The 23,185-nt window shown below is 55.4% G+C and carries 19 protein-coding genes and 1 tRNA gene; 10 read left to right on the top strand and 10 right to left on the bottom strand.

Annotated elements, in window-relative coordinates; genetic code table 11:
• The first annotated feature begins 22 nt into the window (after window positions 1-22).
• Both ACW14G_RS12985 and ACW14G_RS12980 read left to right on the top strand, forming a co-directional pair.
• A complete protein-coding gene (locus ACW14G_RS12985) occupies window positions 23-643 on the top strand; it encodes a TIGR04211 family SH3 domain-containing protein (protein WP_163447864.1) in 621 nt (206 codons plus the stop codon).
• Window positions 644-708: 65 nt separating this feature from the next.
• On the top strand, window positions 709-1,950 hold the full coding sequence (locus ACW14G_RS12980) for a multifunctional CCA addition/repair protein (RefSeq protein WP_249022721.1): 1,242 nt from the start codon (window positions 709-711) through the stop codon (window positions 1,948-1,950).
• Between the two features lie 10 nt (window positions 1,951-1,960).
• Here the strand turns inward: ACW14G_RS12980 and bacA are convergent, their stop codons facing one another.
• Together bacA and folB are read right to left on the bottom strand one after the other, a co-directional pair.
• Complete coding sequence (gene bacA, locus ACW14G_RS12975; protein ID WP_065356077.1) at window positions 1,961-2,782, bottom strand: undecaprenyl-diphosphate phosphatase; 822 nt, start codon at window positions 2,780-2,782, stop codon at window positions 1,961-1,963.
• A gap of 92 nt (window positions 2,783-2,874) precedes the next feature.
• On the bottom strand, window positions 2,875-3,234 hold the full coding sequence (folB, locus tag ACW14G_RS12970; RefSeq protein WP_249022720.1) for a bifunctional dihydroneopterin aldolase/7,8-dihydroneopterin epimerase: 360 nt from the start codon (window positions 3,232-3,234) through the stop codon (window positions 2,875-2,877).
• 107 nt (window positions 3,235-3,341) lie between these two features.
• Between folB and plsY the strand changes: the two genes are divergently transcribed.
• Entirely contained in the window at window positions 3,342-3,959 is a 618-nt protein-coding gene (gene plsY, locus ACW14G_RS12965; protein ID WP_163447862.1) for a glycerol-3-phosphate 1-O-acyltransferase PlsY, read from the top strand.
• Window positions 3,960-4,016: 57 nt separating this feature from the next.
• On the opposite strand, the gene tsaD is transcribed toward plsY, so the two are convergent.
• Entirely contained in the window at window positions 4,017-5,030 is a 1,014-nt protein-coding gene (tsaD, locus tag ACW14G_RS12960; RefSeq protein ID WP_064542267.1) for a tRNA (adenosine(37)-N6)-threonylcarbamoyltransferase complex transferase subunit TsaD, read from the bottom strand.
• 235 nt (window positions 5,031-5,265) lie between these two features.
• On the opposite strand from tsaD, the gene rpsU reads away from it, so the two are divergent.
• The 3 genes from rpsU to rpoD all read left to right on the top strand — a co-directional run bounded on the left by rpsU (window position 5,266) and on the right by rpoD (window position 9,337).
• Complete coding sequence (rpsU, locus tag ACW14G_RS12955; RefSeq protein WP_001144069.1) at window positions 5,266-5,481, top strand: 30S ribosomal protein S21; 216 nt, start codon at window positions 5,266-5,268, stop codon at window positions 5,479-5,481.
• 115 nt (window positions 5,482-5,596) lie between these two features.
• Complete coding sequence (gene dnaG, locus ACW14G_RS12950; RefSeq protein WP_167574991.1) at window positions 5,597-7,339, top strand: DNA primase; 1,743 nt, start codon at window positions 5,597-5,599, stop codon at window positions 7,337-7,339.
• A 153-nt stretch (window positions 7,340-7,492) separates the two neighbouring features.
• On the top strand, window positions 7,493-9,337 hold the full coding sequence (gene rpoD / locus ACW14G_RS12945; protein WP_455648616.1) for an RNA polymerase sigma factor RpoD: 1,845 nt from the start codon (window positions 7,493-7,495) through the stop codon (window positions 9,335-9,337).
• A gap of 145 nt (window positions 9,338-9,482) precedes the next feature.
• Here the strand turns inward: rpoD and mug are convergent, their stop codons facing one another.
• Entirely contained in the window at window positions 9,483-9,989 is a 507-nt protein-coding gene (gene mug, locus ACW14G_RS12940; protein WP_163447859.1) for a G/U mismatch-specific DNA glycosylase, read from the bottom strand.
• Window positions 9,990-10,115: 126 nt separating this feature from the next.
• Between mug and ACW14G_RS12935 the strand changes: the two genes are divergently transcribed.
• Window positions 10,116-10,191, top strand: a tRNA-Ile gene (locus ACW14G_RS12935).
• A 71-nt stretch (window positions 10,192-10,262) separates the two neighbouring features.
• Here the strand turns inward: ACW14G_RS12935 and ACW14G_RS12930 are convergent.
• The 4 genes from ACW14G_RS12930 to ACW14G_RS12915 form a co-directional block, all read right to left on the bottom strand.
• Window positions 10,263-12,221 (bottom strand): acyltransferase family protein, encoded by a 1,959-nt coding sequence (locus ACW14G_RS12930; RefSeq protein WP_419057366.1) that lies wholly within the window; start codon window positions 12,219-12,221, stop codon window positions 10,263-10,265.
• Window positions 12,222-12,469: 248 nt separating this feature from the next.
• Window positions 12,470-12,769 (bottom strand): DUF1889 family protein, encoded by a 300-nt coding sequence (locus ACW14G_RS12925; RefSeq protein WP_065356095.1) that lies wholly within the window; start codon window positions 12,767-12,769, stop codon window positions 12,470-12,472.
• Between the two features lie 179 nt (window positions 12,770-12,948).
• Entirely contained in the window at window positions 12,949-14,502 is a 1,554-nt protein-coding gene (locus ACW14G_RS12920) for a peptide MFS transporter (RefSeq protein WP_163447857.1), read from the bottom strand.
• 480 nt (window positions 14,503-14,982) lie between these two features.
• Complete coding sequence (locus tag ACW14G_RS12915; RefSeq protein ID WP_249022718.1) at window positions 14,983-15,747, bottom strand: siderophore-interacting protein; 765 nt, start codon at window positions 15,745-15,747, stop codon at window positions 14,983-14,985.
• Between the two features lie 234 nt (window positions 15,748-15,981).
• On the opposite strand from ACW14G_RS12915, the gene ACW14G_RS12910 reads away from it, so the two are divergent.
• Window positions 15,982-16,500, top strand: coding sequence for a PadR family transcriptional regulator (locus ACW14G_RS12910; RefSeq protein WP_249022717.1), 519 nt, complete (start codon window positions 15,982-15,984; stop codon window positions 16,498-16,500).
• Here the strand turns inward: ACW14G_RS12910 and ACW14G_RS12905 are convergent.
• On the bottom strand, window positions 16,497-18,017 hold the full coding sequence (locus ACW14G_RS12905; RefSeq protein WP_249022716.1) for a methyl-accepting chemotaxis protein: 1,521 nt from the start codon (window positions 18,015-18,017) through the stop codon (window positions 16,497-16,499). The genes ACW14G_RS12910 and ACW14G_RS12905 overlap by 4 nt on opposite strands.
• A 345-nt stretch (window positions 18,018-18,362) precedes the next feature.
• Here ACW14G_RS12905 and ygjG point away from each other — a divergent pair, with 345 nt between their 5' ends.
• The gene (ygjG, locus tag ACW14G_RS12900) at window positions 18,363-19,754 is read left to right on the top strand and encodes a putrescine aminotransferase (RefSeq protein WP_249022715.1); all 1,392 of its coding nucleotides are present in this window, start codon (window positions 18,363-18,365) and stop codon (window positions 19,752-19,754) included.
• 145 nt (window positions 19,755-19,899) lie between these two features.
• Window positions 19,900-21,918, top strand: a complete 2,019-nt coding sequence (locus tag ACW14G_RS12895) for an oxidoreductase (protein ID WP_419058092.1) — start codon at window positions 19,900-19,902, stop codon at window positions 21,916-21,918.
• Window positions 21,919-22,031: 113 nt separating this feature from the next.
• Here ACW14G_RS12895 and rlmG read toward each other — a convergent pair whose 3' ends face one another.
• The gene (gene rlmG / locus ACW14G_RS12890) at window positions 22,032-23,168 is read right to left on the bottom strand and encodes a 23S rRNA (guanine(1835)-N(2))-methyltransferase RlmG (RefSeq protein ID WP_163447849.1); all 1,137 of its coding nucleotides are present in this window, start codon (window positions 23,166-23,168) and stop codon (window positions 22,032-22,034) included.
• Between the last annotated feature and the right edge of the window lie 17 nt (window positions 23,169-23,185).

The following is a 23,185-nucleotide window of genomic DNA, read 5'->3' as shown; positions in this document are numbered from 1 at the left end:
TTATGACAAAAACGATGATCTGATGCCAAAATTACGCTTAATTGCCATTACTTTACTTGCACTTACTGCTTCTACCGTCGCTCACGCCGATGAAAAGCGGTATGTCTCCGATGAACTGAACACCTGGGTACGCAGCGGCCCGGGCGATAACTATCGCCTGGCAGGCACCGTCAACGCGGGTGAAGAAGTCACCCTGCTGCAGACCAACGAAAATACCCAATACGGCCAGGTGCGTGACAGCAACGGCCGTACCGCGTGGATCCCGCTCAAAGAGCTGACCGCGACGCCAAGCCTGCGCACCCGCGTGCCGGATCTCGAAAATCAGGTCAAAACCCTGACCGACAAACTGAACAACATCGACACCACCTGGAACCAGCGCACCGCAGAAATGCAGAAAAAGGTTGCTGAGAGCGATACGGTGATCAACGGTTTGAAAAATGAGAACCAGAAGCTGAAAAACGAGCTTATCGTGGCGCAGAAAAAGGTGAACGCCGCGAATCTGCAGCTCGATGATAAACAGCGCACCATCATCATGCAGTGGTTTATGTACGGCGGCGGCGTGCTCGGTATTGGCCTGATCCTCGGTCTGGTGCTGCCGCACATCATTCCAAGCCGTAAACGCAAAGATCGCTGGATGAACTAAGCCAACTCGCCTTAAGTCGACTTCTTTCGTATTATCAGAAAGAAAATGATGAGGAGAAGCGTGGCGTGAAGAGTTATCTGGTCGGCGGAGCAGTTCGGGACAGGCTATTGGGCCTACCGATCAAAGATAAAGATTGGGTCGTGGTCGGCGCCACGCCGCAGCAGATGCTTGATGCGGGCTACCAGCAGGTAGGCCGCGATTTTCCGGTATTTTTACATCCGAACAGCCACGAAGAGTACGCGCTGGCGCGCACCGAGCGAAAATCGGGTTCCGGGTATACCGGCTTTACCTGCTACGCCGCGCCGGACGTCACGCTGGAGCAAGATCTGTTGCGCCGCGACCTCACCGTTAACGCGCTTGCCGAGGACAGCGACGGGACGATTATCGACCCGTACGGCGGCCAGCGCGATCTCCAGCAGCGCATTCTGCGCCATGTCTCCCCCGCTTTCGCGGAAGACCCGCTGCGCGTGCTACGCGTCGCGCGTTTTGCCGCGCGTTACGCCCATCTTAGCTTCCGTATTGCCGACGAAACTCTGGCCTTGATGCGCGAAATGGCCGACGCTGGCGAGCTGGCGCATCTGACGCCTGAGCGTGTCTGGAAAGAGACGGAAAGCGCACTCGGCACCCGTAACCCGCAAGTCTTTTTCCAGACGTTACGCGACTGCGGCGCGCTAAAGGTGCTGTTCCCGGAAATCGACGCGCTGTTTGGCGTGCCGGCCCCGGAGAAATGGCACCCGGAAATTGATACCGGCGTGCATACGCTGATGACCGTATCGATGGCCGCGATGCTCAGCCCGGATATTGACGTCCGTTTCGCTACGCTGTGCCACGACTTAGGCAAGGGGCTGACGCCAAAAGAGTTCTGGCCTCGTCACCACGGCCACGGCCCGGCGGGGGTTAAGCTGGTCGAGCAGCTGTGCCAGCGTCTGAAAGTGCCGAACGACATGCGCGAGCTGGCAAAACTGGTCGCCGAATTCCATGACCTGATTCATACCCTGCCCATTCTGCAGCCGAAAACGCTGGTGAAACTGTTCGACTCCATCGACGCCTGGCGCAAGCCGCAGCGTGTAGAACAGATTGCGCTTACCAGCGAAGCCGACGTGCGCGGGCGTACTCGCTTCGAAGCCTGTGATTACCCACAGGGACGCCTGCTACGGGAAGCGTGGGCCGTTGCCAGAAGCGTGGGCAACAAAGAGGTGATTGAGGCCGGATTTAAAGGGCCGGAAATCCGCGAAGAACTGACACGACGCCGAATTCAGGCGGTGGCCAACTGGAAGGAAAAACGTTGCCCCCAGCCAAAAGACTGAGGGCACGGCATCAGAAGAAGACCACGTAGACCGCGGCCGCGACGATGAAGCGGTAGATAGCGAACGGAATAAACGAAATACGTTTAATCAGCTGCAGGAAGGTTTTGATGGCCACCAGCGCCACCAGGAAGGCCATCACAAACCCGACGGCAAACATCGGGATATCACCGGCAGTCAGGAAGTGCCAGCTCTTGTAGAGATCCAGCACCGTCGCGCCCATCATCATCGGCACCGCCAGCAGGAAAGAGAACTCCGACGCCGCATAGCGGCTCACGCCGACCAGCATACCGCCGGAAATGGTCGCTCCCGAACGGGAGAAGCCCGGCCACAGCGCCAGACACTGGAAGCAGCCAATCATAAATGCCTGACGATACGTCATATCATCCACGCCAACCGCGCGCGGCACCTTCGGCTTCAGGCATTCCGCGGCAATCAGCAGGACACCGCCCACCACCAGCGCGTACATCACGTTAATCGGGTTAAATAACGATTTGATGGCGTCGTGGAACACCAGCCCCAGCACCACCGCCGGAATCATCCCGAGCAGAATATGAATGAGCGACAAACGGCCTGAGCCTTCACCTTCGTGCACCGGAGGACGGCCAAAGTGGATGCCAATCAGGCCAAACAGCCGACGCCAGAACATCACCACCACCGCGAGGATCGAACCCAGTTGGATCACCACCTCAAACGTCTTCGCCGTATCTCCTTCAAAGCCCAGCAGGTGGCCGACGATAATCATATGGCCAGTGCTGGAGACGGGCAGAAACTCAGTCAATCCTTCGACCACACCCAGAATAGCCGCCACCAGCAGCGAGTGCATATCGCTCATTAAATAAACCCTTAAAAGTAAACAATAAAATAAACCCGGCACTAAGACCGGTATAAATCATTTTGGTTTAAGTTATATGACGAATAATGAGATTAATTAGGATTATGGCCACGCTGAATGATCACGCCCACGTTGGCGGCGCGCGCCACGGCGCCCGGTTTACTCACCTTAATGCGCACCCACGGGGTGTTAAAGCGCGACATCAGCAGGTCGGCAACCTCTTCCGCAACACGTTCCACCAGCGCGAAACAGCTGCCTTCCACGTGTTTTACTACCGCTTCGCTGATATCCGCATAGCTCAGGCAGTCTTCCACGTTGTCGCTGACGGCGGCTTTGCGGTTGTCCCAGGCTAATTCGATATCGAACACCAGCTTCTGTTCAATGGTTTGTTCCCAGTCATAAACACCGATAGTGGTGATTACCGAAAGTTGCTCTATAAATACAATATCCATCACGACCTGCTTGGTTTTAGGCTAAACCGGATACCACTTCCGGCGAATTATGCGTATTATCCACAGATGCAGAGAATACTTCGACATTTTCAAAATGGAACAGCGTTATGAGTGCAATCGAGCCTGGAATGATCCTCCTTGCCTACCTTTGCGGCTCAATTTCCAGCGCCATTCTGGTCTGCCGCCTCGCGGGGTTACCTGACCCTCGCACCAGTGGTTCCGGTAATCCCGGCGCCACCAATGTCTTACGCATCGGCGGCAAGGGTGCTGCCGTAGCCGTCCTGGTTTTCGACATCCTGAAAGGGATGCTGCCCGTCTGGGGTGCCTATGCCCTTGGCTTTACTCCATTCTGGCTTGGGCTGGTCGCGATCGCCGCCTGTCTGGGCCATATCTGGCCGGTTTTCTTCCATTTTCAGGGCGGAAAAGGCGTGGCGACCGCGTTTGGCGCGATTGCCCCTATCGGCTGGGATCTAACCGGAGTAATGGCCGGAACCTGGCTGCTGACAATTCTGCTGAGCGGTTATTCGTCACTGGGCGCCATCGTCAGCGCGCTGGTCGCGCCGTTCTATGTCTGGTGGTTCAAGCCCCAGTACACCTTCCCGGTATCGATGCTGTCGTGCCTCATTCTGCTGCGTCATCATGACAACATTCAGCGTTTGTGGCGACGGCAGGAGACAAAAATTTGGGCGCGCCTGAAAAAGCGCAAGCCCAAAGGCACCGACTAACACGCACAAAAAAGCCCTCTTCAGGAGGGCTTTTTATCACGAGTCTCGGCCAGAACGTCAGGCGGCCGGCAGCTCCGCCAGCGGCCAACGTGGACGCACGGTCACGCCCAGCGATTCATTGACGCCCGTTTTCAGACGCACCATGCCCGCATAGGCAATCATCGCGCCGTTATCGGTACAGAACTCCGGACGCGCGTAGAATACTTCACCGCCGCGTTTTTGCATCATCGTCGCGAGCTTCGCGCGCAGCGTACGGTTAGCGCTTACGCCGCCCGCCATCACCAGGCGCTTAAAGCCGGTTTGATCCAGCGCGCGTTTGCACTTGATCATCAGCGTATCCACTACCGCATCTTCAAAGGCGCGGGCGATATCAGCACGCGTTTGATCGTCATCGCCGTTATTGCGGATAGTGTTCGCGGCAAAGGTTTTCAGGCCGGAGAAGCTAAAATCCAGCCCCGGACGATCGGTCATCGGACGCGGAAACACAAAGCGCCCTTCCGTCCCCTGCGAAGCCAGCTTCGACAGCATTGGGCCGCCGGGATAATCCAGACCGAGCAGCTTGGCGGTTTTATCAAAAGCTTCCCCCGCCGCATCGTCAATGGACTCGCCCAACAGCGTGTACTCACCGATACCGGTGACGCTAATCAGCTGTGTATGGCCGCCGGATACCAGCAGCGCCACAAACGGATATTCCGGCGGATTATCTTCCAGCATCGGCGCCAGCAGATGGCCTTCCATATGGTGGACCGGAATAGCCGGCACATTCCAGGCAAACGCCAGCGAGCGTCCTACGGTTGCGCCGACCAGCAGCGCGCCAACCAGACCTGGACCGGCGGTGTAGGCCACCGCGTCGATATCTTTGGCCGTCAGGTTCGCTTCTTGTAAGGCCGCCTGAATCAGGGGAACCGTTTTACGCACGTGGTCACGCGACGCCAGCTCAGGCACCACACCGCCGTAGTCAGCGTGTAATTTCACCTGACTATACAACTGGTTGGCTAACAGACCTTTTTCGTCGTCATAAATTGCGATGCCGGTTTCATCGCAGGATGTTTCAATACCCAGTACACGCATGGCTAGATTTACCTCGTTTCAATACCGCGCAGTGTAGGTTTTCTGTCCCGGCTTGTAAAACATTGTTCGCCCCAGCAGGCAGCCTCGTGTATACTCCTCACCCTTAAAAAGTCCCGTTCAAAAACGCGTCGGTGCTTTACAAAGCAACAGCAATTGCAGTAAAATTCCGCACCATTTTGAAATAAGCTGGCGTTGATGCCAGCGGCAAACCGAATTAATCAAAGGTGAGAGGCACATGCCGGTAATTAAAGTACGTGAAAACGAGCCGTTCGACGTAGCTCTGCGTCGCTTCAAGCGTTCCTGCGAAAAAGCAGGTGTTCTGGCGGAAGTTCGTCGTCGTGAGTTCTATGAAAAACCGACTACCGAACGTAAGCGCGCTAAAGCTTCTGCAGTGAAACGTCACGCGAAGAAACTGGCTCGCGAAAACGCACGCCGTACTCGTCTGTACTAATCTCTTGAGAGCATCGGCTCTCAGGTTACAGACCGAGTTGTAGTTGCAAGGCCGTGCTTCCGAAAGGAATGCGCGGCTTGTTTTCGTTTATAAGTCTTCAAAATAAACGGGGCCTATGGCTGGACGAATCCCACGCGTATTTATTAATGATCTGCTGGCGCGCACCGACATCATCGATCTGATCGATGCACGGGTGAAGCTGAAAAAGCAGGGCAAAAATTACCATGCGTGCTGTCCGTTCCATAACGAGAAAACCCCCTCTTTCACCGTGAACGGTGATAAGCAGTTTTACCACTGCTTCGGCTGCGGCGCGCACGGCAATGCCATCGACTTTTTAATGAACTACGACAAGCTCGAGTTCGTTGAAACCGTTGAAGAACTGGCGGCCATGCACAACCTTGAAGTGCCGTACGAAGCCGGAACAGGTCTTAGCCAGATAGAGCGTCACCAGCGTCAGAATCTCTATCAGCTAATGGAAGGGTTAAATGATTTTTATCAGCAATCCTTCGCCCAACCCATCGCCGAGCCAGCACGCCAGTATCTGGAGCAACGCGGTCTGAGTGCCGAGATTGTCCAGCAGTTTGCTATTGGTTTTGCGCCGCCGGGCTGGGATAACGCCTTAAAACGTTTCGGCGGAAATGTCGACAACAGGAAGCTGCTGCTCGATGCCGGAATGCTGGTCAATAACGACCAGGGAAGAACCTACGACCGTTTCCGCAATCGCGTGATGTTCCCGATTCGCGATAAACGAGGCCGGGTGATTGGTTTTGGTGGCCGCGTACTCGGTAACGATACGCCAAAATACCTCAACTCCCCGGAAACCGATATTTTCCATAAAGGCCGTCAGCTGTATGGCCTTTATGAAGCCCAGCAGCACAACGCTGAACCACCGCGTCTGCTGGTTGTCGAAGGGTATATGGATGTTGTCGCGCTGGCGCAATACGGTATCAACTACGCCGTCGCCTCGCTGGGTACGTCGACCACGGCGGACCACATTCATATGTTATTCCGTGCGACAAACAACGTGATTTGCTGTTACGACGGTGACCGCGCCGGCCGCGACGCCGCATGGCGTGCGCTGGAAACCGCGATGCCGTACATGACCGACGGTCGTCAGCTACGCTTTATGTTCCTGCCCGAGGGTGAAGATCCGGACACGCTGGTACGTAAAGAGGGTAAAGAGGCCTTTGAAGCACGGATGGAGCACGCACAACCGCTCTCTGTCTTCTTATTTAACAGTCTCTTACCGCAGGTTGATCTCAGTTCACCGGACGGCAGCACGCAGCTCGCCGCGCTGGCTCTGCCGCTGATAAGCCAGGTGCCGGGTGACGCGCACCGGATTCAGCTGCGCCAGACGCTGGGGCTGAAGCTGGGCATCTTTGACGATGCGGCGCTTGATCGTTTAATGCCAAAACAGGCAGAAAGTGGCGTGGTACGCCCGCCTCAGCAGATAAAACAGACGCCTATGCGTATACTGATAGGACTACTGGTGCAAAACCCAAATCTGGCACCACTTGTACCTCCTATGCATGGGCTGGCTCAGGCAAAGCTACCGGGGCTCAACCTGTTCAGCGAACTGGTCAACCTGTGTGTGGCGCAACCCGGCCTGACAACGGGCCAACTGTTAGAGAATTATCGCGGAGCAAGTGAATACTCAACACTTGAAAAACTCTCAACCTGGAACGATATAAAGGATGAGAATGTTGAAAAAATGTTCACCGACACGCTAAACCGAATTTTTGATTCAATGCTTGAACAGCGACAGGAAGAGTTGATAGCTCGCGATCGCACGCACGGTTTGAGCAGTGAAGAGCGCAGGGAGTTCTGGGAAATCAGACAGGCCCTGGAAAAAAAATGAATTTAACGGCTTAACTGCCGAATACCTATCGGGAAGCCCCCGACAGCCGCCCGAGGCGCAGCGGCACTAATATAAGTACGCCCTCGCTTTAAATGTCGGCGGTTCGTTCGCCGACCGACACCAATCAAATGAATTAAGTGTGGATACCGTCTTATGGAGCAAAACCCGCAGTCACAGCTCAAGCTTCTTGTCCAACGTGGTAAGGAGCAAGGCTATCTGACCTATGCCGAGGTCAATGACCATCTGCCGGAAGATATCGTCGATTCAGATCAAATCGAAGACATCATCCAAATGATCAATGACATGGGTATTCAGGTGATGGAAGAAGCACCGGATGCCGATGATCTGTTGCTGGCTGAAACCTCCAACAACACTGATGAAGACGCAGAAGAAGCGGCTGCACAGGTTCTGTCCAGCGTGGAATCTGAAATCGGGCGTACAACCGACCCGGTGCGCATGTACATGCGCGAAATGGGTACCGTAGAACTGCTGACCCGCGAAGGCGAAATCGACATCGCCAAACGTATTGAAGACGGGATCAACCAGGTACAGTGCTCCGTTGCCGAATACCCGGAAGCCATCACCTATCTGCTGGAACAATACGATCGCGTTGAAGCGGAAGAAGCCCGTCTGTCCGACCTGATCACCGGTTTCGTCGACCCGAACGCCGAAGAAGATATGGCGCCAACCGCCACTCACGTCGGTTCCGAACTGTCTCAGGAAGAGATGGATGACGACGATGAAGATGAAGACGACGATAGCGACGACAGCAGCGACGATGACAACAGCATCGATCCTGAACTGGCGCGTGAGAAATTCGCCGAACTGCGTACGCAGTACGAAGTCACTCGCGACACTATCAAAGCCAAAGGCCGTAGCCACGCTGCCGCTCAGGAAGAGATTCTGAAGCTGTCTGAAGTGTTCAAACAGTTCCGTCTGGTGCCGAAACAGTTCGACTACCTGGTGAACAGCATGCGTGTCATGATGGATCGCGTGCGTACCCAGGAACGTATCATCATGAAGATGTGCGTTGAACAGTGCAAAATGCCGAAGAAGAACTTCATCACCCTCTTCACCGGCAACGAAACCAGCGAAACCTGGTTCAACGCGGCTATCGCGATGAACAAACCGTGGTCTGAAAAACTGCACGACGTTGCAGATGACGTTCACCGCGGCCTGCAGAAACTGCAGCAGATTGAAGAAGAAACCGGCCTGACCATCGAGCAGGTTAAAGATATCAACCGTCGCATGTCCATCGGTGAAGCGAAAGCCCGCCGTGCGAAAAAAGAGATGGTTGAAGCGAACTTACGTCTGGTTATCTCTATCGCTAAAAAATACACCAACCGTGGTCTGCAGTTCCTCGATCTGATTCAGGAAGGCAACATCGGTCTGATGAAAGCGGTTGATAAGTTTGAATACCGTCGTGGTTACAAGTTCTCCACCTACGCTACCTGGTGGATTCGTCAGGCAATCACCCGTTCCATCGCCGACCAGGCGCGTACCATCCGTATCCCGGTACATATGATTGAGACCATCAACAAGCTCAACCGTATCTCCCGTCAGATGCTGCAAGAGATGGGCCGCGAGCCGACGCCGGAAGAGCTGGCTGAACGCATGCTGATGCCGGAAGACAAGATCCGTAAAGTGCTGAAGATCGCTAAAGAGCCTATCTCCATGGAAACGCCGATCGGTGACGATGAAGATTCGCATCTGGGGGATTTCATCGAGGATACCACCCTCGAGCTGCCGCTGGATTCTGCGACCACCGAGAGCCTGCGTGCGGCAACGCACGACGTGCTGGCTGGCCTGACCGCGCGTGAAGCGAAAGTTCTGCGTATGCGTTTCGGTATCGATATGAACACCGACCACACGCTGGAAGAAGTGGGTAAACAGTTCGACGTTACCCGCGAACGTATCCGTCAGATCGAAGCGAAGGCGCTGCGTAAACTGCGCCACCCGAGCCGCTCTGAAGTGCTGCGTAGCTTCCTGGACGATTAATCGCCCTGCCCAATGTGAAAAAGCTCCCTTTTGGGAGCTTTTTTTTGCCTGTTATCCGCGCGGGAGCGGTAGGCCGGATAAGGCGTTTACGCCGCCATCCGGCAATCTGCGCGGGTTCTGCCGGATGGCGCTTCGCTTACCCTGCCTACAGGCCACGTGCCTTCAACGCCGAGTCCAGCGCCTGATACGCTTCCACCAGCTTATCCAGCGTTATTCGGCTCAATCCGCTCGGATTCGGTAACACCCACACTTCGGTGTCGCCAATTCTGTAGGTCTGCTTCCCCCACGTCGCGCCGCGCTGCCCTAAGCCGCGTTCAAAGGCTTGCTTGCCCAGCACCGCCAGCGCCGCTGGTTTATAGTGCTCAACCTTCTCAATCAGCGCCTGGCCGCCGCTACGCAGCTCCTGCAAGGTCACCTCCGTGGCCTGCACCGTCGGGCGCTCAACCAGCTTGGTCACGCCGCAGCGAAATTTCAGCATCTGCGCCGCCTCTTCCGGCTTCAACTGGCGATCGGTAAACCCCGCCAGATGCAGCACCTTCCAGAAGCGGTTTGCTGGATGGGCAAAAGGATAGCCCAGTGAAGACGATGACAGTCCCGGGTTGATACCACAAAACAGTACCCGCAACTCTGAATCGATAATGTCCTTAACCATAATATCCTCGACCTATACATCGTGAGACGAGTATAACGAATTGAAAATGCATTGTTTATAAAAACAGCATGTGCACGCTTAGCGCTGGATTGGCGGCCATTGTTACATTATAATCGTCGGCTAATTGGCCCCTTAGCTCAGTGGTTAGAGCAGGCGACTCATAATCGCTTGGTCGTTGGTTCAAACCCAACAGGGGCCACCAAATTTAAGCAGCAAATACATACAGTTAGGCCACTCTCACGAGTGGCCTTTTTTATTGCATGACCCCGCGCCTTAGCGCGCAATCAGCGGCATCACCACGCTTTTCAGCACTTTATCCGCACCGTATCGCGTCAGATGCTGTGGATCTTTGTAGTAAATATGTGCGCTCTCCGCAAAACGGCAGGTCGCCGTGTCACACAACGCGTCTTTCAGGCTTGCGAATTCAGCGTTCAGCTTCGTCGATACCTTGCCAATCAGCGCCGCGCTGGCATCAGGCTCAACGCTATCGTGCCCCACCACCTCGCACATTCCGGCGCTTTGTGGGTTCGCATAGGCAAACGCCCGGCTAAAGCAGCGCATTACGCGTTTGGGCGGGGAAAAATTCATCATCGGCACATCGCCCAGCACAATAACCCGCTTACCCATTTTCTGCAGACGCGTGATGGTCTCCGCCAACCCCTGCTGCAGCGCCTGAGCAGGGCCTAATGACGGCGTCGTTTCCGACTGCCAGGGGGCTTTTCCTGCCATCAAACCGGACTGCCAGAAGCCCGTAAGAATCACCGTCGAGATCTGCTTATCCTGAGCCAGATAGTTGTCGACATCGAGCTTGAATGCCCGACACTGCGCGTCATGCAGCGGCCAACCATCGGCAAGGCGATACACGCCGAACAGCGGCGCACAGGATGATTTCGCGAAAATCACCGGCGTCAGATGACGGTCCTGCGCCAGTTGACGAAAGGCCGCGGCTAGCGCCCCGGCATGGCTATCGCCAATCAGCGCAATTTTCTCCTGCGCCTCGCCACCGGTGCAGCGCGAGGTTCCGGTCAGCAGAATATTGCCGTATGAGGTCATGCAACTATCTTCCGCCTCTTCTATCTCCGACTGCATCCGGGCAAAGTCCTCAGGCCAACGGGCGGGAAAACCTTTTTGCAGCCAGGTGGTGGCAAAGACCAGCGTCAGCAGCCCCATCGCCATCCCGTAGCGCCAGAATACGCGAGATGCCGGCAACTGCGCCGCCCGAAAAGGTTTTTCGATGAGGTAATAGCTGATCGTCGCCAGCAAAAACGAGAGCACAATCAGCAATACGCGCATCCCGTTCCCCGGCTCCGCTTCACAAAGATAGTGATAAAGGCTGATAACCGGCCAGTGCCACAGGTAGAGTGAATAGGAGATGAGCCCAATAAAGCGCAGCGGTTTCCAGGTTAGCAAACGGCGGTTGATAAGCGCCGTTTGCCCGTCCAGCAGCAACACGGCGCCCATCACCACGGGCAGCGCCCCCAGCCCAGGGAAAGAGGTCTGCGCGTCGTAAAAAAGCGCACACCAGGCAATGAGTAAAACACCCACGACAGATTTCAGGTTATCAACCTTTGTCGAGAATGCCGCGGGAAAGTGGGTATGGGCCATTCCCAGTAGCGCCCCGGCAAACAGCTCCCAGGCGCGAAACGGCGTCAAAAACCATGCGCTATGCGGAATCTGCAGGGTTCCGGCGGCGGCAATGGCGAAACAGAGCAGCGTGACGCTCCCCATCAGTAAAAACGAGAGTTTTTTATCAAAACGCGTCAGTACCAGAATCAGAAGCGGCGCGAGAAAATAGAACTGTTCTTCCACGCCCAATGACCAGGTCATCAATAAAGGATTATGCTCGGCGCTGGGGCTGAAATAGTCGATGGAATTCCAGAGCGTTACGTTAGAGACCGACAACAGCGTCGCCGCGGCATCACGGCCTAATTTCCTGAAATCGGCTGGCGTAGAGATAAAAAACATCACCAGCCAGACGGCAATCACAACGGCAATCAGCGCGGGAAGAATTCGCTTTATTCGGCGAACGTAAAACTGCCCCCACGAAAAATGGCCCGCAAGCTTACTTTGATAAATATGGCCGCCAATCAGATACCCCGAAATGACAAAGAAAACATCGACGCCCACAAATCCACCGGGGAATCCCAGTCCAAAGTGAAAGAGCACCACAAGGAGTACGGCGAGCGCGCGCAGCCCATCGATATCGGCACGATATTTAACGGTTGAGTTCATATTTATCTCTGGATGCAGGGGAGTAAAAAGCTAAAAGCACCATTCATATGATGATGTTTTTAATTATATTTTTATTAAATTCGGTCTTTCTTAGCGGAATTATAAAAGCGGGAAGATGATGGCTCAAGGAAGGCCAACAGTTTTCAGATTAATTGCAGCCAGGCCGAAATCGCTTATTGAGAGAAAATATGCAAATAAACAACGGACTTTGCGCTCTCACCGTCAAAGCGAGAGCGCCGACTTAGGGTTTATACCAGCGCACGAAGCTCTTCGCGCATATAATCGGAGAAGTATTCCGGGTTTTTAATCAGCATGTGTTCACCGGAGTCAACCTTGTCGGCCCAGCCAGCAACCTTCTGAGTGAATCCAGCATTCCAGCCTTCGCGATCGCCACGCGCCGTAATGTCGGCCGCACTCGCGGGCACGCCCAGCTCTTTCAAATATTTCAGAATTCCCTTCGCTGTACTTTCGTCCATAGACTGTGGCACCGGCTCAGACGTATTCATACCACCAATAAAATCCAACGCTTTATCAATGACTGCTGGCATATTCTTGTCCTTAAATTAACCACGTAGTAAACAAGTCTATACTATGGACTGGAATCGAGCGGGATTTCAAAGAAACCGCTCACGTTCTTGCATTTTTTCGTGAGCTGTCACCCTTTTGGCCGCCGTTTGCGCAAAAAAAAGCCGGCGCATCGGCGCCGGCAGGTGATGTTGAATGGCAATCAGACGTTAGTCGCCGGGTTCTGCTCCGCGCTGGATTTGCTGTTTTCCAGCATCCGGCGTACCGGAACAATCAGCACGCACAATACGGCAGCACAGATCAGCAGCGCGATAGAACAGCGGGCGAACAGATCCGGCAGCATATCCAGTTGGTCGGCCTTCACGTGGCCGCCAATCAGGCCAGCGGCCAGGTTACCCAACGCGCTGGCGCAGAACCACAGCCCCATCATCTGGCCGCGCATTCTTTCCGGTGCCAGCAGCGTCATGGTCGCCAGCCCAATCGGGCTCAGACACAGCTCGCCGAGCGTCAGCATAAGAATGCTCCCCACCAGCCACATTGGCGAAACGCCCGCGCCGCCGTTGCTCAGCACGTTCTGCGCCGCCATCATCATCAGGCCAAAGCCTGCTGCCGCGCACAGAATACCGATCACGAACTTGGTGATACTGCCCGGGCGCACGTTCTTACGCGCCAGCGCAGGCCACGCCCAGCTGAAGACCGGAGCGAGCAGGATGATAAACAGGGCGTTAATTGACTGGAACCATACCGCCGGGATCTCAAAATCACCGATCATGCGGTTGGTATAGTCGTTGGCGAACAGGTTGAAGGAAGTGGGTTTCTGCTCAAAGGCGGACCAGAAGAACGCGGCGGAAACCAGCAGAATAAAGCACACCAGCAGACGCGCGCGTTCTTTACGGCTCAGGCCCGCAAAGGCAAACAGGTAAATAAAGTACAGCGCCACCGATGCCGCGATCACGTACACCAACACGCTCGCCACGGCCACCGGGTTAATCACGATCACGCCCTGAGCAATCAGGGTGATAACCACCGCGACGCCCACCGCCAGCGCCAGCAGCCATGCGCCTACGCCGTTCTTTTTCACCACCGGGCTGTTCCAGGTGGAGTCCAGCCCCACTTCGCTGTCGTAGCGCTTCATCGCCGGTACGGCGAACACACGGAAGATAACCAGCGCGACCAGCATCCCGATACCACCGATACCAAAGCCCCAGTGCCACCCGTGGGATTTAATCAGCCAGCCGGAAATCAGCGGCGCGATAAACGACCCCATGTTGATACCCATATAAAACAGGGAGAAGCCGCCATCGCGACGGGCATCGCCTTTTTTATACAGAGTGCCGACCATCACTGAGATACAGGTTTTAAACAGACCCGACCCCAGTACGATAAACATCAGGCCGATAAAGAACAGGTTGTCGCCCATAAACGCCGACAGCGCGATAGACAGATGTCCCAGCGCAATCAGGATGGAACCGTACCACACCGCTTTTTGCTGGCCGAGCCAGTTATCCGCCAGCCAACCGCCCGGCAGCGCCGCCAGGTACATGGTGCCCGCGAAGATACCAACAATCGCCGACGCGTTTTCACGCGCTAATCCCATACCGCCGTCATACACGGTAGCGGCCATAAACAGGATCAGTAACGGGCGAATGCCGTAAAACGAGAAGCGCTCCCACATTTCGGTAAAGAACAGCGACCCCAGCGGATAAGGGTGACCGAAAAAGGTTCGGCTTTCGTTTTTATTAACAGTGGAATGCATAGTTTCTCCAGAGAAGGTGCGTTGTCACGCAGGTAAGTCGTGTAAGCAGGCTAACCATTTTCTAATTTTGTCGATTTTTTACATTCGACTCTGAGTTTTTAACCATTTGATAACCATAAGATGGTCGTGTCTAGTCCCTTCACCGCTATTTTTAGATGAAAACTCGACAAACATCTAGTTTTATAGATTTTGTATTGGCAAAAGGCAGAAGGTGATTGACATCACAATATCATACGGATATTGATTAAATAACAATATAAAACAATGAATTATAAAAACAAAACAACAAATAACTCACGTCAGAAAGGCGCAAAATAAAAGTATAAAAAGTAGGGAAAAGACGTCCTTCAGACGATTGTTTACGGCAAGCGGCAATAAACATGGCCGAGGTGTAGCGGCGGGGAGCGAAAAGAGAGAATGGCGCTGACAAGCGCCACAGGAAGTCATCCTGGCCGCAGGAGAAACAGCGGCAGAATCACGTTATTTGGCGTGCCAGTAGGCGCTGGAACGAACCAGCTGCGGGTCAATGGCATCGGTCACAAATCCATCGGTCAGGTTTTTAACCACCTTCCCTTCACCGGTCAGCCAGATAAAGTAATCGGACGGCGGCACCGTGAGCTGCGCCAGACGCGCGGCAACGGCGGCGGCGTCATACTCGCTAACCCATTCAATATTGAACTCATCAAAACCGGCCAGATAGGTTTTATCCGCCACGTCACGCACCATCACCAGCGCGGTAACCTGCGGACGCTGCGCCAGCGTGCGTAACGCCTCCAGGCGGCGACGTAGCGCCGGCATACCGGTTTCATCGCAGACATAAAGCTGCCAGGCATAATCTTCCGGCACCACCAGCGAACCGCGCGGACCACCGATCGTCAGCGTATCACCCGCTTTAGCTTCCATCGCCCATTGACTCGCGACGCCGCCATCATGAATGAAGAAGTCATAGGCCAGCTCATGGCGTTCAGCATTATACAGCGGGGTATAGTCACGCGATTGTGGACGGACGCCCTCAGCCCAGACGATACCGTCATCGGTTACCGTTGGCGGCGTGATTTTGCTCCCCGCTTGTGGGAAGAATAATTTGGTGTGGTCGTCAAATCCACGCGAACTAAAGCCTTCCAGCGCCTCGCCGCCCAGCACTACGCGCTGAAAAGCCTCGCCGATGCGCTCAACACGCAGTACGGTCAGTTCACGAAAACGAAGTTCATTGCGCACGCGCTGTGGGTACTTTTTCTCTTTCATTGAGCGTCTCTCTGGCAAATAGATATATCTAAACATTTTGCAAATGATAATGATTGCCAATTAAGAAGAAAGCTAGCAATTTTTAAGATATAGACGAAAACGAGCAAAAAAAATGACAGCACAAAATAAAACTAAATAAAATCAATGAAATATAAAAATATTCACTTCCATATTGATAAAAACATAGATTTAGATATAAATTAGATATATCTAAATGTTAGTAAGGCGTGAACTATGAACTCTCTTTCTGATACCGAACACCGCGGACGTGGTCATCATGGCGGACGCCGTCAGCGTTTCTTTGGCCACGGCGAATTGCGTCTGGTGCTCCTCAACATTCTGAAAGACAACGCCAGCCACGGTTATGAATTGATTAAAGCCATTGAAGCTCTGACGCTGGGGAACTACACCCCAAGCCCCGGAGTGATCTACCCGTCGCTTGATCTGCTCCAGGACCAGGGCCTGATTACGGTTCAGGAAGAAGACGGTGGGCGCAAAAGAATCGCTATCACCGTCGACGGTGCACGCACGCTGGAAGAGAACCGGGAGCAGCTGGAACAGATCCAGGCGCGGATAAAGGCCAGAATGGTAGGGCATGAGCTGCGCAAAAATCCGCAGATGAAACGGGCGATCGATAACTTTAAGGCCGTGCTGGACCTGAAGGTGAATCACGGAGAAATCAGCGACGCGCAGCTAAAACAGATTATCGGCGTTATTGACCGCGCGGCGCTGGAGATCTCACAGCTCGATTAATGCAGGACGGTCACCGCATCCTGTAAACGGCTGGCGCGGTGTTTCACCATCGCCGACACGTTGGCGCTTTCCGCCACCAGCCCGGCATTTTTCTGGGTGATCTCATCCAGCTTTGCCACGGCACGAGTTAAATCAGACAGCCCCGTGGCCTGTTCGGACGTCGATTGGCTAATCTGCGCAATCAATTGGGTGACATTCTGCACCTGCGAGACAATATCATCCATTGTGCGTCCCGCGGTGTGCACCTGCTCTGAACCGGACTGCACTTTACTGGCGCTGGCCTCAATCAACTGGCGAATTTCATTGGCTGCCGTCGCGCTTCGACTGGCTAAATGGCGCACCTCTCCCGCCACCACCGCAAACCCTTTCCCCTGTTCGCCCGCCCGCGCCGCTTCAACCGCCGCATTCAGCGCCAGGATATTAGTCTGGAAGGCAATATCGTTAATCAACGTGGTAATCGAGCCAATGCGCTGTGTGCTGTCGGCAATCTCTTCCATCGTCTGCACGACCCGGTGCATCGCCTGCCCCCCCTGAGAGGCCGCGCCGCTGGCGGCCAGCGACAGCTTGTCGGCCTCGGCGGCGGTTTGGGAATTATTCTGTACGGAAACCGCCATCTGACTCATGGTAGCGACGGTTTGTTGGACGTTGACCACCGTTTCCTGGGTGCGCTGGTTCAGCTCTTCGTTACCGCGCGCCAGCACATCGCTGCCGTCGCTCACGCTGTTTACCTGGCTTGAGACATCGTTAATCAGCCAACGGCACATCAGACCCAGCTGGCCGACGGAACGCAGCATCAATCCCAGCTCATCACCGCGTTTTAAATGCTCTACGCTGTTGCGCTCGCCGGTGGCCACGCTCAACGCCTGACGGGCGACGTTCTCAATAGGGCGAATAATCTGCCACTCCAGCACTGCGGTGGCCAGCAACACGATCAGCGCTGATGTCAGTACAGCCGATACGGGTGCCCCCAGCGTCAGCAAACTTGCGGCCAGCAGCAGGTAACATCCCAGCGTGACGCTACGCATACGCCAGCGCAGCGGTATGGTCGCCAGTTTGCCCCACCAGCGTTTGCTGACGACAAGACCTTTATGCAGGCGCTTGTTGCTGCGATTTTCCCGCAGCGCCTGATATAGCGGCTCGACGGCGGCAACCTCTTCAGCCGAAGCCATCGTGCGGATGGACATATAGCCTATCGTTTTACCATTACGCACCTGCGGGATGGCGTTTGCGCGCACCCAGTAATGGCCGCCGCTTTTAGGCTGGTTTTTAACGATCCCGCTCCACGGTTCTCCCTGCTTGAGCGTACGCCACATATCGGCAAACGCCGCTTTTGGCATATCGGGATGACGCACCAGATTGTGCGGTTTGCCAAGCATCTCTTCGCGGCCATAGCCGCTAACTTTCACAAAGGCATCATTAACATGGGTGATGTAGCTATCGAGGTCGGTGGTGGACATCAGCGTAGTACGCTCGTCCAGCGATGATGTGGACGAGTTTGGGTCGGACAGGGTAGACATACAGACATCCTTTTCAGGTGCAGAAAGAAAATGTATTACAATTGTTATATCGGAGGGATTTTAATTAACCTTAATTGTTAATTTTGCGTTAGATCGCAAAATGGACAAAAGCCCTACTTTTTTTATGCTGCGCGATGGCGGCGCAAAACCTGCCCCATCCTGGCGCAACCTGCCCTCTTGCGCTTCTCCCCTACCCCCCATCCCTGAGCCGCTGGACGATTAAATATTGTACACAACCGGTTTCTCCTGGCATTTATCCCGATTTTCACCGTTGCCGCTGAAGTGGCGTAATCCCTGCAATACTTAATTCAGTATCGTGTGATACGTGACCCCCAGGAGCACATTTTGAACAGGTTACCTTCCAGCGCCTCGGCTTTGGCCTGCAGCGCGCACGCACTGAATCTCATTGAAAAGCGAACGCTTGACCATGAGGAGATGAAAGCACTGAACCAGGAGGTCAGGGAATACTTTAAAGAGCATGTGAATCCAGGGTTTTTAGAGTATCGAAAATCTGTAACTGCCGGTGGGGATTACGGAGCCGTAGAGTGGCAGGCGGGAGGGTTAAATACGCTTGTCGACACCCAGGGCCAGGAGTTTCTGGATTGCCTGGGCGGTTTTGGTATTTTCAACGTGGGGCACCGTAATCCAGTGGTGGTTTCCGCCGTACAGAATCAGCTCGCCAAACAACCCCTTCACAGCCAGGAATTGCTTGATCCTCTGCGCGCTATGCTGGCCAAAACGCTGGCTGCGCTGGCGCCGGGCAAGCTGAAATACAGCTTCTTTAGCAACAGCGGGACCGAGTCCGTCGAAGCAGCGCTGAAGCTGGCGAAAGCTTATCAATCATCGCGCGGCAAATTTACCTTTATCGCCACCAGCGGCGCCTTCCACGGTAAATCGCTTGGTGCGCTGTCCGCGACTGCGAAATCGACCTTCCGCAAGCCGTTTATGCCGCTGCTGCCGGGCTTCCGCCACGTGCCGTTCGGTGATATCGATGCCATGCGCACAATGCTGAGCGAGTGCCAGAAAACCGGCGACGATGTGGCGGCGGTGATCCTCGAACCGATTCAGGGTGAAGGTGGCGTGATTCTGCCACCACAGGGCTACCTGCCCGCGGTGCGTAAGCTGTGTGATGAGTTCGGCGCGCTGCTGATCTTTGATGAAGTGCAAACCGGTATGGGCCGTACCGGCAAAATGTTCGCCTGCGAGCATGAAAACGTGCAGCCAGACATTCTGTGTCTGGCGAAAGCGCTCGGCGGCGGCGTGATGCCGATTGGCGCGACGATTGCCACCGAAGAGGTGTTTTCGGTGCTGTTCGACAACCCGTTCCTGCATACCACTACTTTTGGCGGCAACCCGCTGGCCTGTGCAGCGGCGTTGGCCACCATCAACGTCTTGCTGACCGAGAACCTGCCCGCTCAGGCGGAACAGAAAGGCGATATGCTGCTGGATGGCTTCCGCTGTATGGCCCGCGAATATCCGGATCTGGTCCGCGAAGCCCGCGGCAGAGGGATGCTGATGGCTATTGAGTTTGTCGATAACGAAATCGGCTATAGCTTTGCCAGCGAAATGTTCCGCCAGCACGTGCTGGTGGCCGGCACGCTGAACAACGCGAAAACCATCCGCATCGAACCGCCGTTAACGCTGACGATGGAACAGTGCGATCAGGTGCTGAAAGCCGCGCGTAAAGCACTGGCAGCCCTGCGCGTTAGCCAGAATCAGGTGGCAACCGAGCAGTAAACTCACGCCCCCTACGGTTTCGTGGGGGGGCGTTCTTTGAATCCCATCACAATCATTGCATTCCCCTTTTCCCTTTTTGGCGCCGACGGCTAAATTAGTAACTCATCCGACCACATAACAATAATTTCACATACTGGACATCCTTATGAGCTATCCGTCGCTGTTCGCCCCGCTCGATCTGGGTTTTACCCAGCTGAAAAACCGTGTGCTGATGGGTTCGATGCATACCGGGCTGGAGGAGTACCCTGACGGCGCTGAGCGCCTGGCGGCCTTCTACGCCGAACGCGCACGTCATGGCGTGGCGCTGATCGTCAGCGGCGGGATAGCGCCGGATCCTACCGGTGTGGGGATGGCGGGCGGCGCAATGCTGAATGACGTCAGCCAACTGCCGCACCACCGCACGATTACCGATGCCGTACATCAGGAAGGTGGCAAAATTGCGCTGCAAATTCTGCACACTGGCCGCTACAGCTATCAACCAAACCTCGTCGCCCCTTCGGCGCTTCAGGCGCCGATCAATCGCTTTACGCCGCGCGAACTGACGCATGAGGGTATTCTGGGGCTGATCGACGACTTCGCACGCTGCGCCCAGCTGGCGCGGGAGGCGGGCTATGACGGTGTGGAAGTGATGGGCTCAGAAGGCTATCTGATTAACGAATTTCTCGCCGCGCGCACCAACCTGCGCGACGATCAATGGGGCGGCAACTACGACAACCGCATGCGCTTTGCCGTCGAAGTGGTGCGAGCCGTACGTCAGCGCGTCGGGAAAGATTTTATTATTATCTACCGTCTGTCGATGCTGGATCTCGTGGACAATGGCGGCACCTTTGATGAAACCGTCCGCCTCGCCCAGGCGATCGAAGGCGCGGGCGCGACGATCATCAATACCGGGATCGGCTGGCACGAAGCGCGGATCCCGACCATTGCCACGCCGGTACCGCGCGGTGCCTTTAGCTGGGTCACGCGCAAATTAAAAGGACGGGTGACTATTCCACTGGTTACCACTAACCGAATTAACGATCCGCAGGTCGCCGACGATATTCTGGCGCGCGGCGATGCCGATATGGTGTCGATGGCCCGTCCGTTCCTCGCCGATGCCGAGCTGCTCTCCAAAGCGCAGTCGGGACGCGCCGATGAGATCAACACCTGTATTGGCTGCAACCAGGCCTGCCTCGATCAGATCTTTGTCGGCAAGGTGACGTCTTGCCTGGTTAACCCTCGCGCTTGTCACGAAACCAAAATGCCGATCCTTCCGGCGACTACGCGTAAAAATCTGGCGGTTGTCGGCGCTGGCCCTGCGGGGCTGGCGTTTGCCATCAACGCCGCCGCGCGCGGTCATCAGGTAACGCTGTTCGACGGTAGCGCAGAGATCGGCGGGCAATTTAATGTCGCCAAACAGATCCCCGGCAAAGAAGAGTTTTACGAAACGCTGCGCTATTACCGCCGGATGATCGACGTCACCGGTGTGACGTTGAGGTTGAATCATCGCGTCACCGCAGACGATCTGCTCAACTTTGATGAAACGATCCTTGCCACCGGGATCACCCCACGCACCCCGCCTATTGAAGGCATCGATCATCCAAAAGTTCTGACCTATCTGGACGTACTGCGCGATAAAGCGCCGGTAGGCCAGCGGGTGGCGATTATCGGCTGCGGCGGTATTGGTTTTGATACGGCGATGTATCTCAGCCAGCCCGGTAACCCAACCAGCCAGAATATTGCCGAGTTCTGCGTGGAATGGGGTATTGATACCAGCCTGCAGCAGGCAGGCGGCCTGCGCCCTGAGGGGCCGCATCTGGCCCGCAGCCCACGGCAGATTGTGATGCTGCAGCGTAAAGCCAGCAAGCCGGGCGAAGGGTTAGGTAAAACCACCGGCTGGATCCATCGCACTACCCTACTTTCTCGCGGCGTGAAGATGATCCCGGCGGTCAGCTATCAGAAGATCGATGATGCGGGGCTGCACGTGGAGATCGGCGGCGAAAGCCAGCTGCTGGCGGTGGATAACGTGATTATCTGCGCCGGGCAGGAGCCAAACCGCACGCTGCAAGCCCCCCTGCTGGCGGCGGGCAAGACGGTGCACTTAATTGGCGGCAGTGACGTAGCGGGCGAACTGGATGCCCGACGGGCGATTGCGCAGGGGACGAAGCTGGCGCTGGGAATATAGAGGATAAGACGGTTATTCCGTCATCCGGCAATCTGCACCGAACTGCCTGATGGCGCTTCGCTTATCAGGCCTACAAAGGTAGGCCTGATATGGCGGCTACACCGTTAACCGTATTAACGACGACGACCTAACTTCACCGCTTTCAGAATCACAAACTTATTATTCGTCGCGATAGTCTCGCAGTTGCCAAAAATCTTCTTCAGCTTGTGGAAGTAGTCGAGGTGACGGTTGGCCACGATATACAGTTCGCCGTTGATCTTCAGGCAACGGCGGGCGTGGTGGAACATCTCCCAGGCGATATTATCGGTCAGCGCGTGCTTCTGGTGGAACGGCGGGTTGCAGAACACCGCGTTGAAGCGGAACGGCTCGACGCCGGAGAGCGCGTTGTTGATCATAAACTCACTGCGATCCAGCGCATCCGGCAGGTTCGTCTCCACGTTCAGGCGGCTGGAGGCCACTGCCATCGGCGACTCATCAACAAACACCACCTGCGCCTGCGGGTTTTTCGCCAGCAGGGTCATGCCCAGTACGCCGTTGCCGCAGCCGAGATCCACAATCTCCCCTTCCAGGTTTTCCGGCAGGTACTGCATAAAGAAGCGCGCGCCGATATCCAGCCCGGTACGGGAGAAGACGTTCGCGTGGTTGTGGATGGTCCAGTCGGTGCCTTCCAGCTTCCAGCTCAGGGTTTGTGCGGCGTCGGCCAGCGCCGGTTTGGTAAAGGTGCCGTTAATCAGACGCGCCTTTTTCCATGCCAGCGTGGTGGTGGTTGGGCCCAGAACCTTCTCGAACAGTTCCAGCGTCGAGGTGTGGATGTCGCGCGCTTTCGCCCCGGCGATAATGCGCGTTTCTGGCGTTACCACTTCGCGCAACGCGCGCAGCTGCTGCTCCAGCAGCGCCATGGTTTTGGGGATTTTAATCAGCACGACGCCGGGCGCCTGCGGGTATTCCGCGGTGCTGTCGAGGAACTTGACGCTCGACTCGGCAATGTCGTTGTGGCGCAGGTTTTCACGGGTCGCCAGCTCGCTTAAATAGGAGTCGCCAATGCTGTACGGCGTATGCTCAGCCAGCGCACAGGCCAGCGCGCCAAAGGTATCATTCAGGATCAGCACCGGGCCGCTAATCTCGGTATCGTCCAGCTGTTGCAGCAGATATTCATCCGCCGCTTCCCACGCCAGCAGCGGGTTAACGTCGTCCGTCTCCGGGAAACGTTTAAGTGTCAGTGAACGGAAACCGTTGTCTGTGTGGCTCATCGGCCCTCCTGAATGGT

Source organism: Kluyvera sp. (assembly GCF_965301105.1).
Note: the sequence above shows the minus strand (reverse complement) of the source record. Positions and strands in the feature narration are given on the sequence as shown.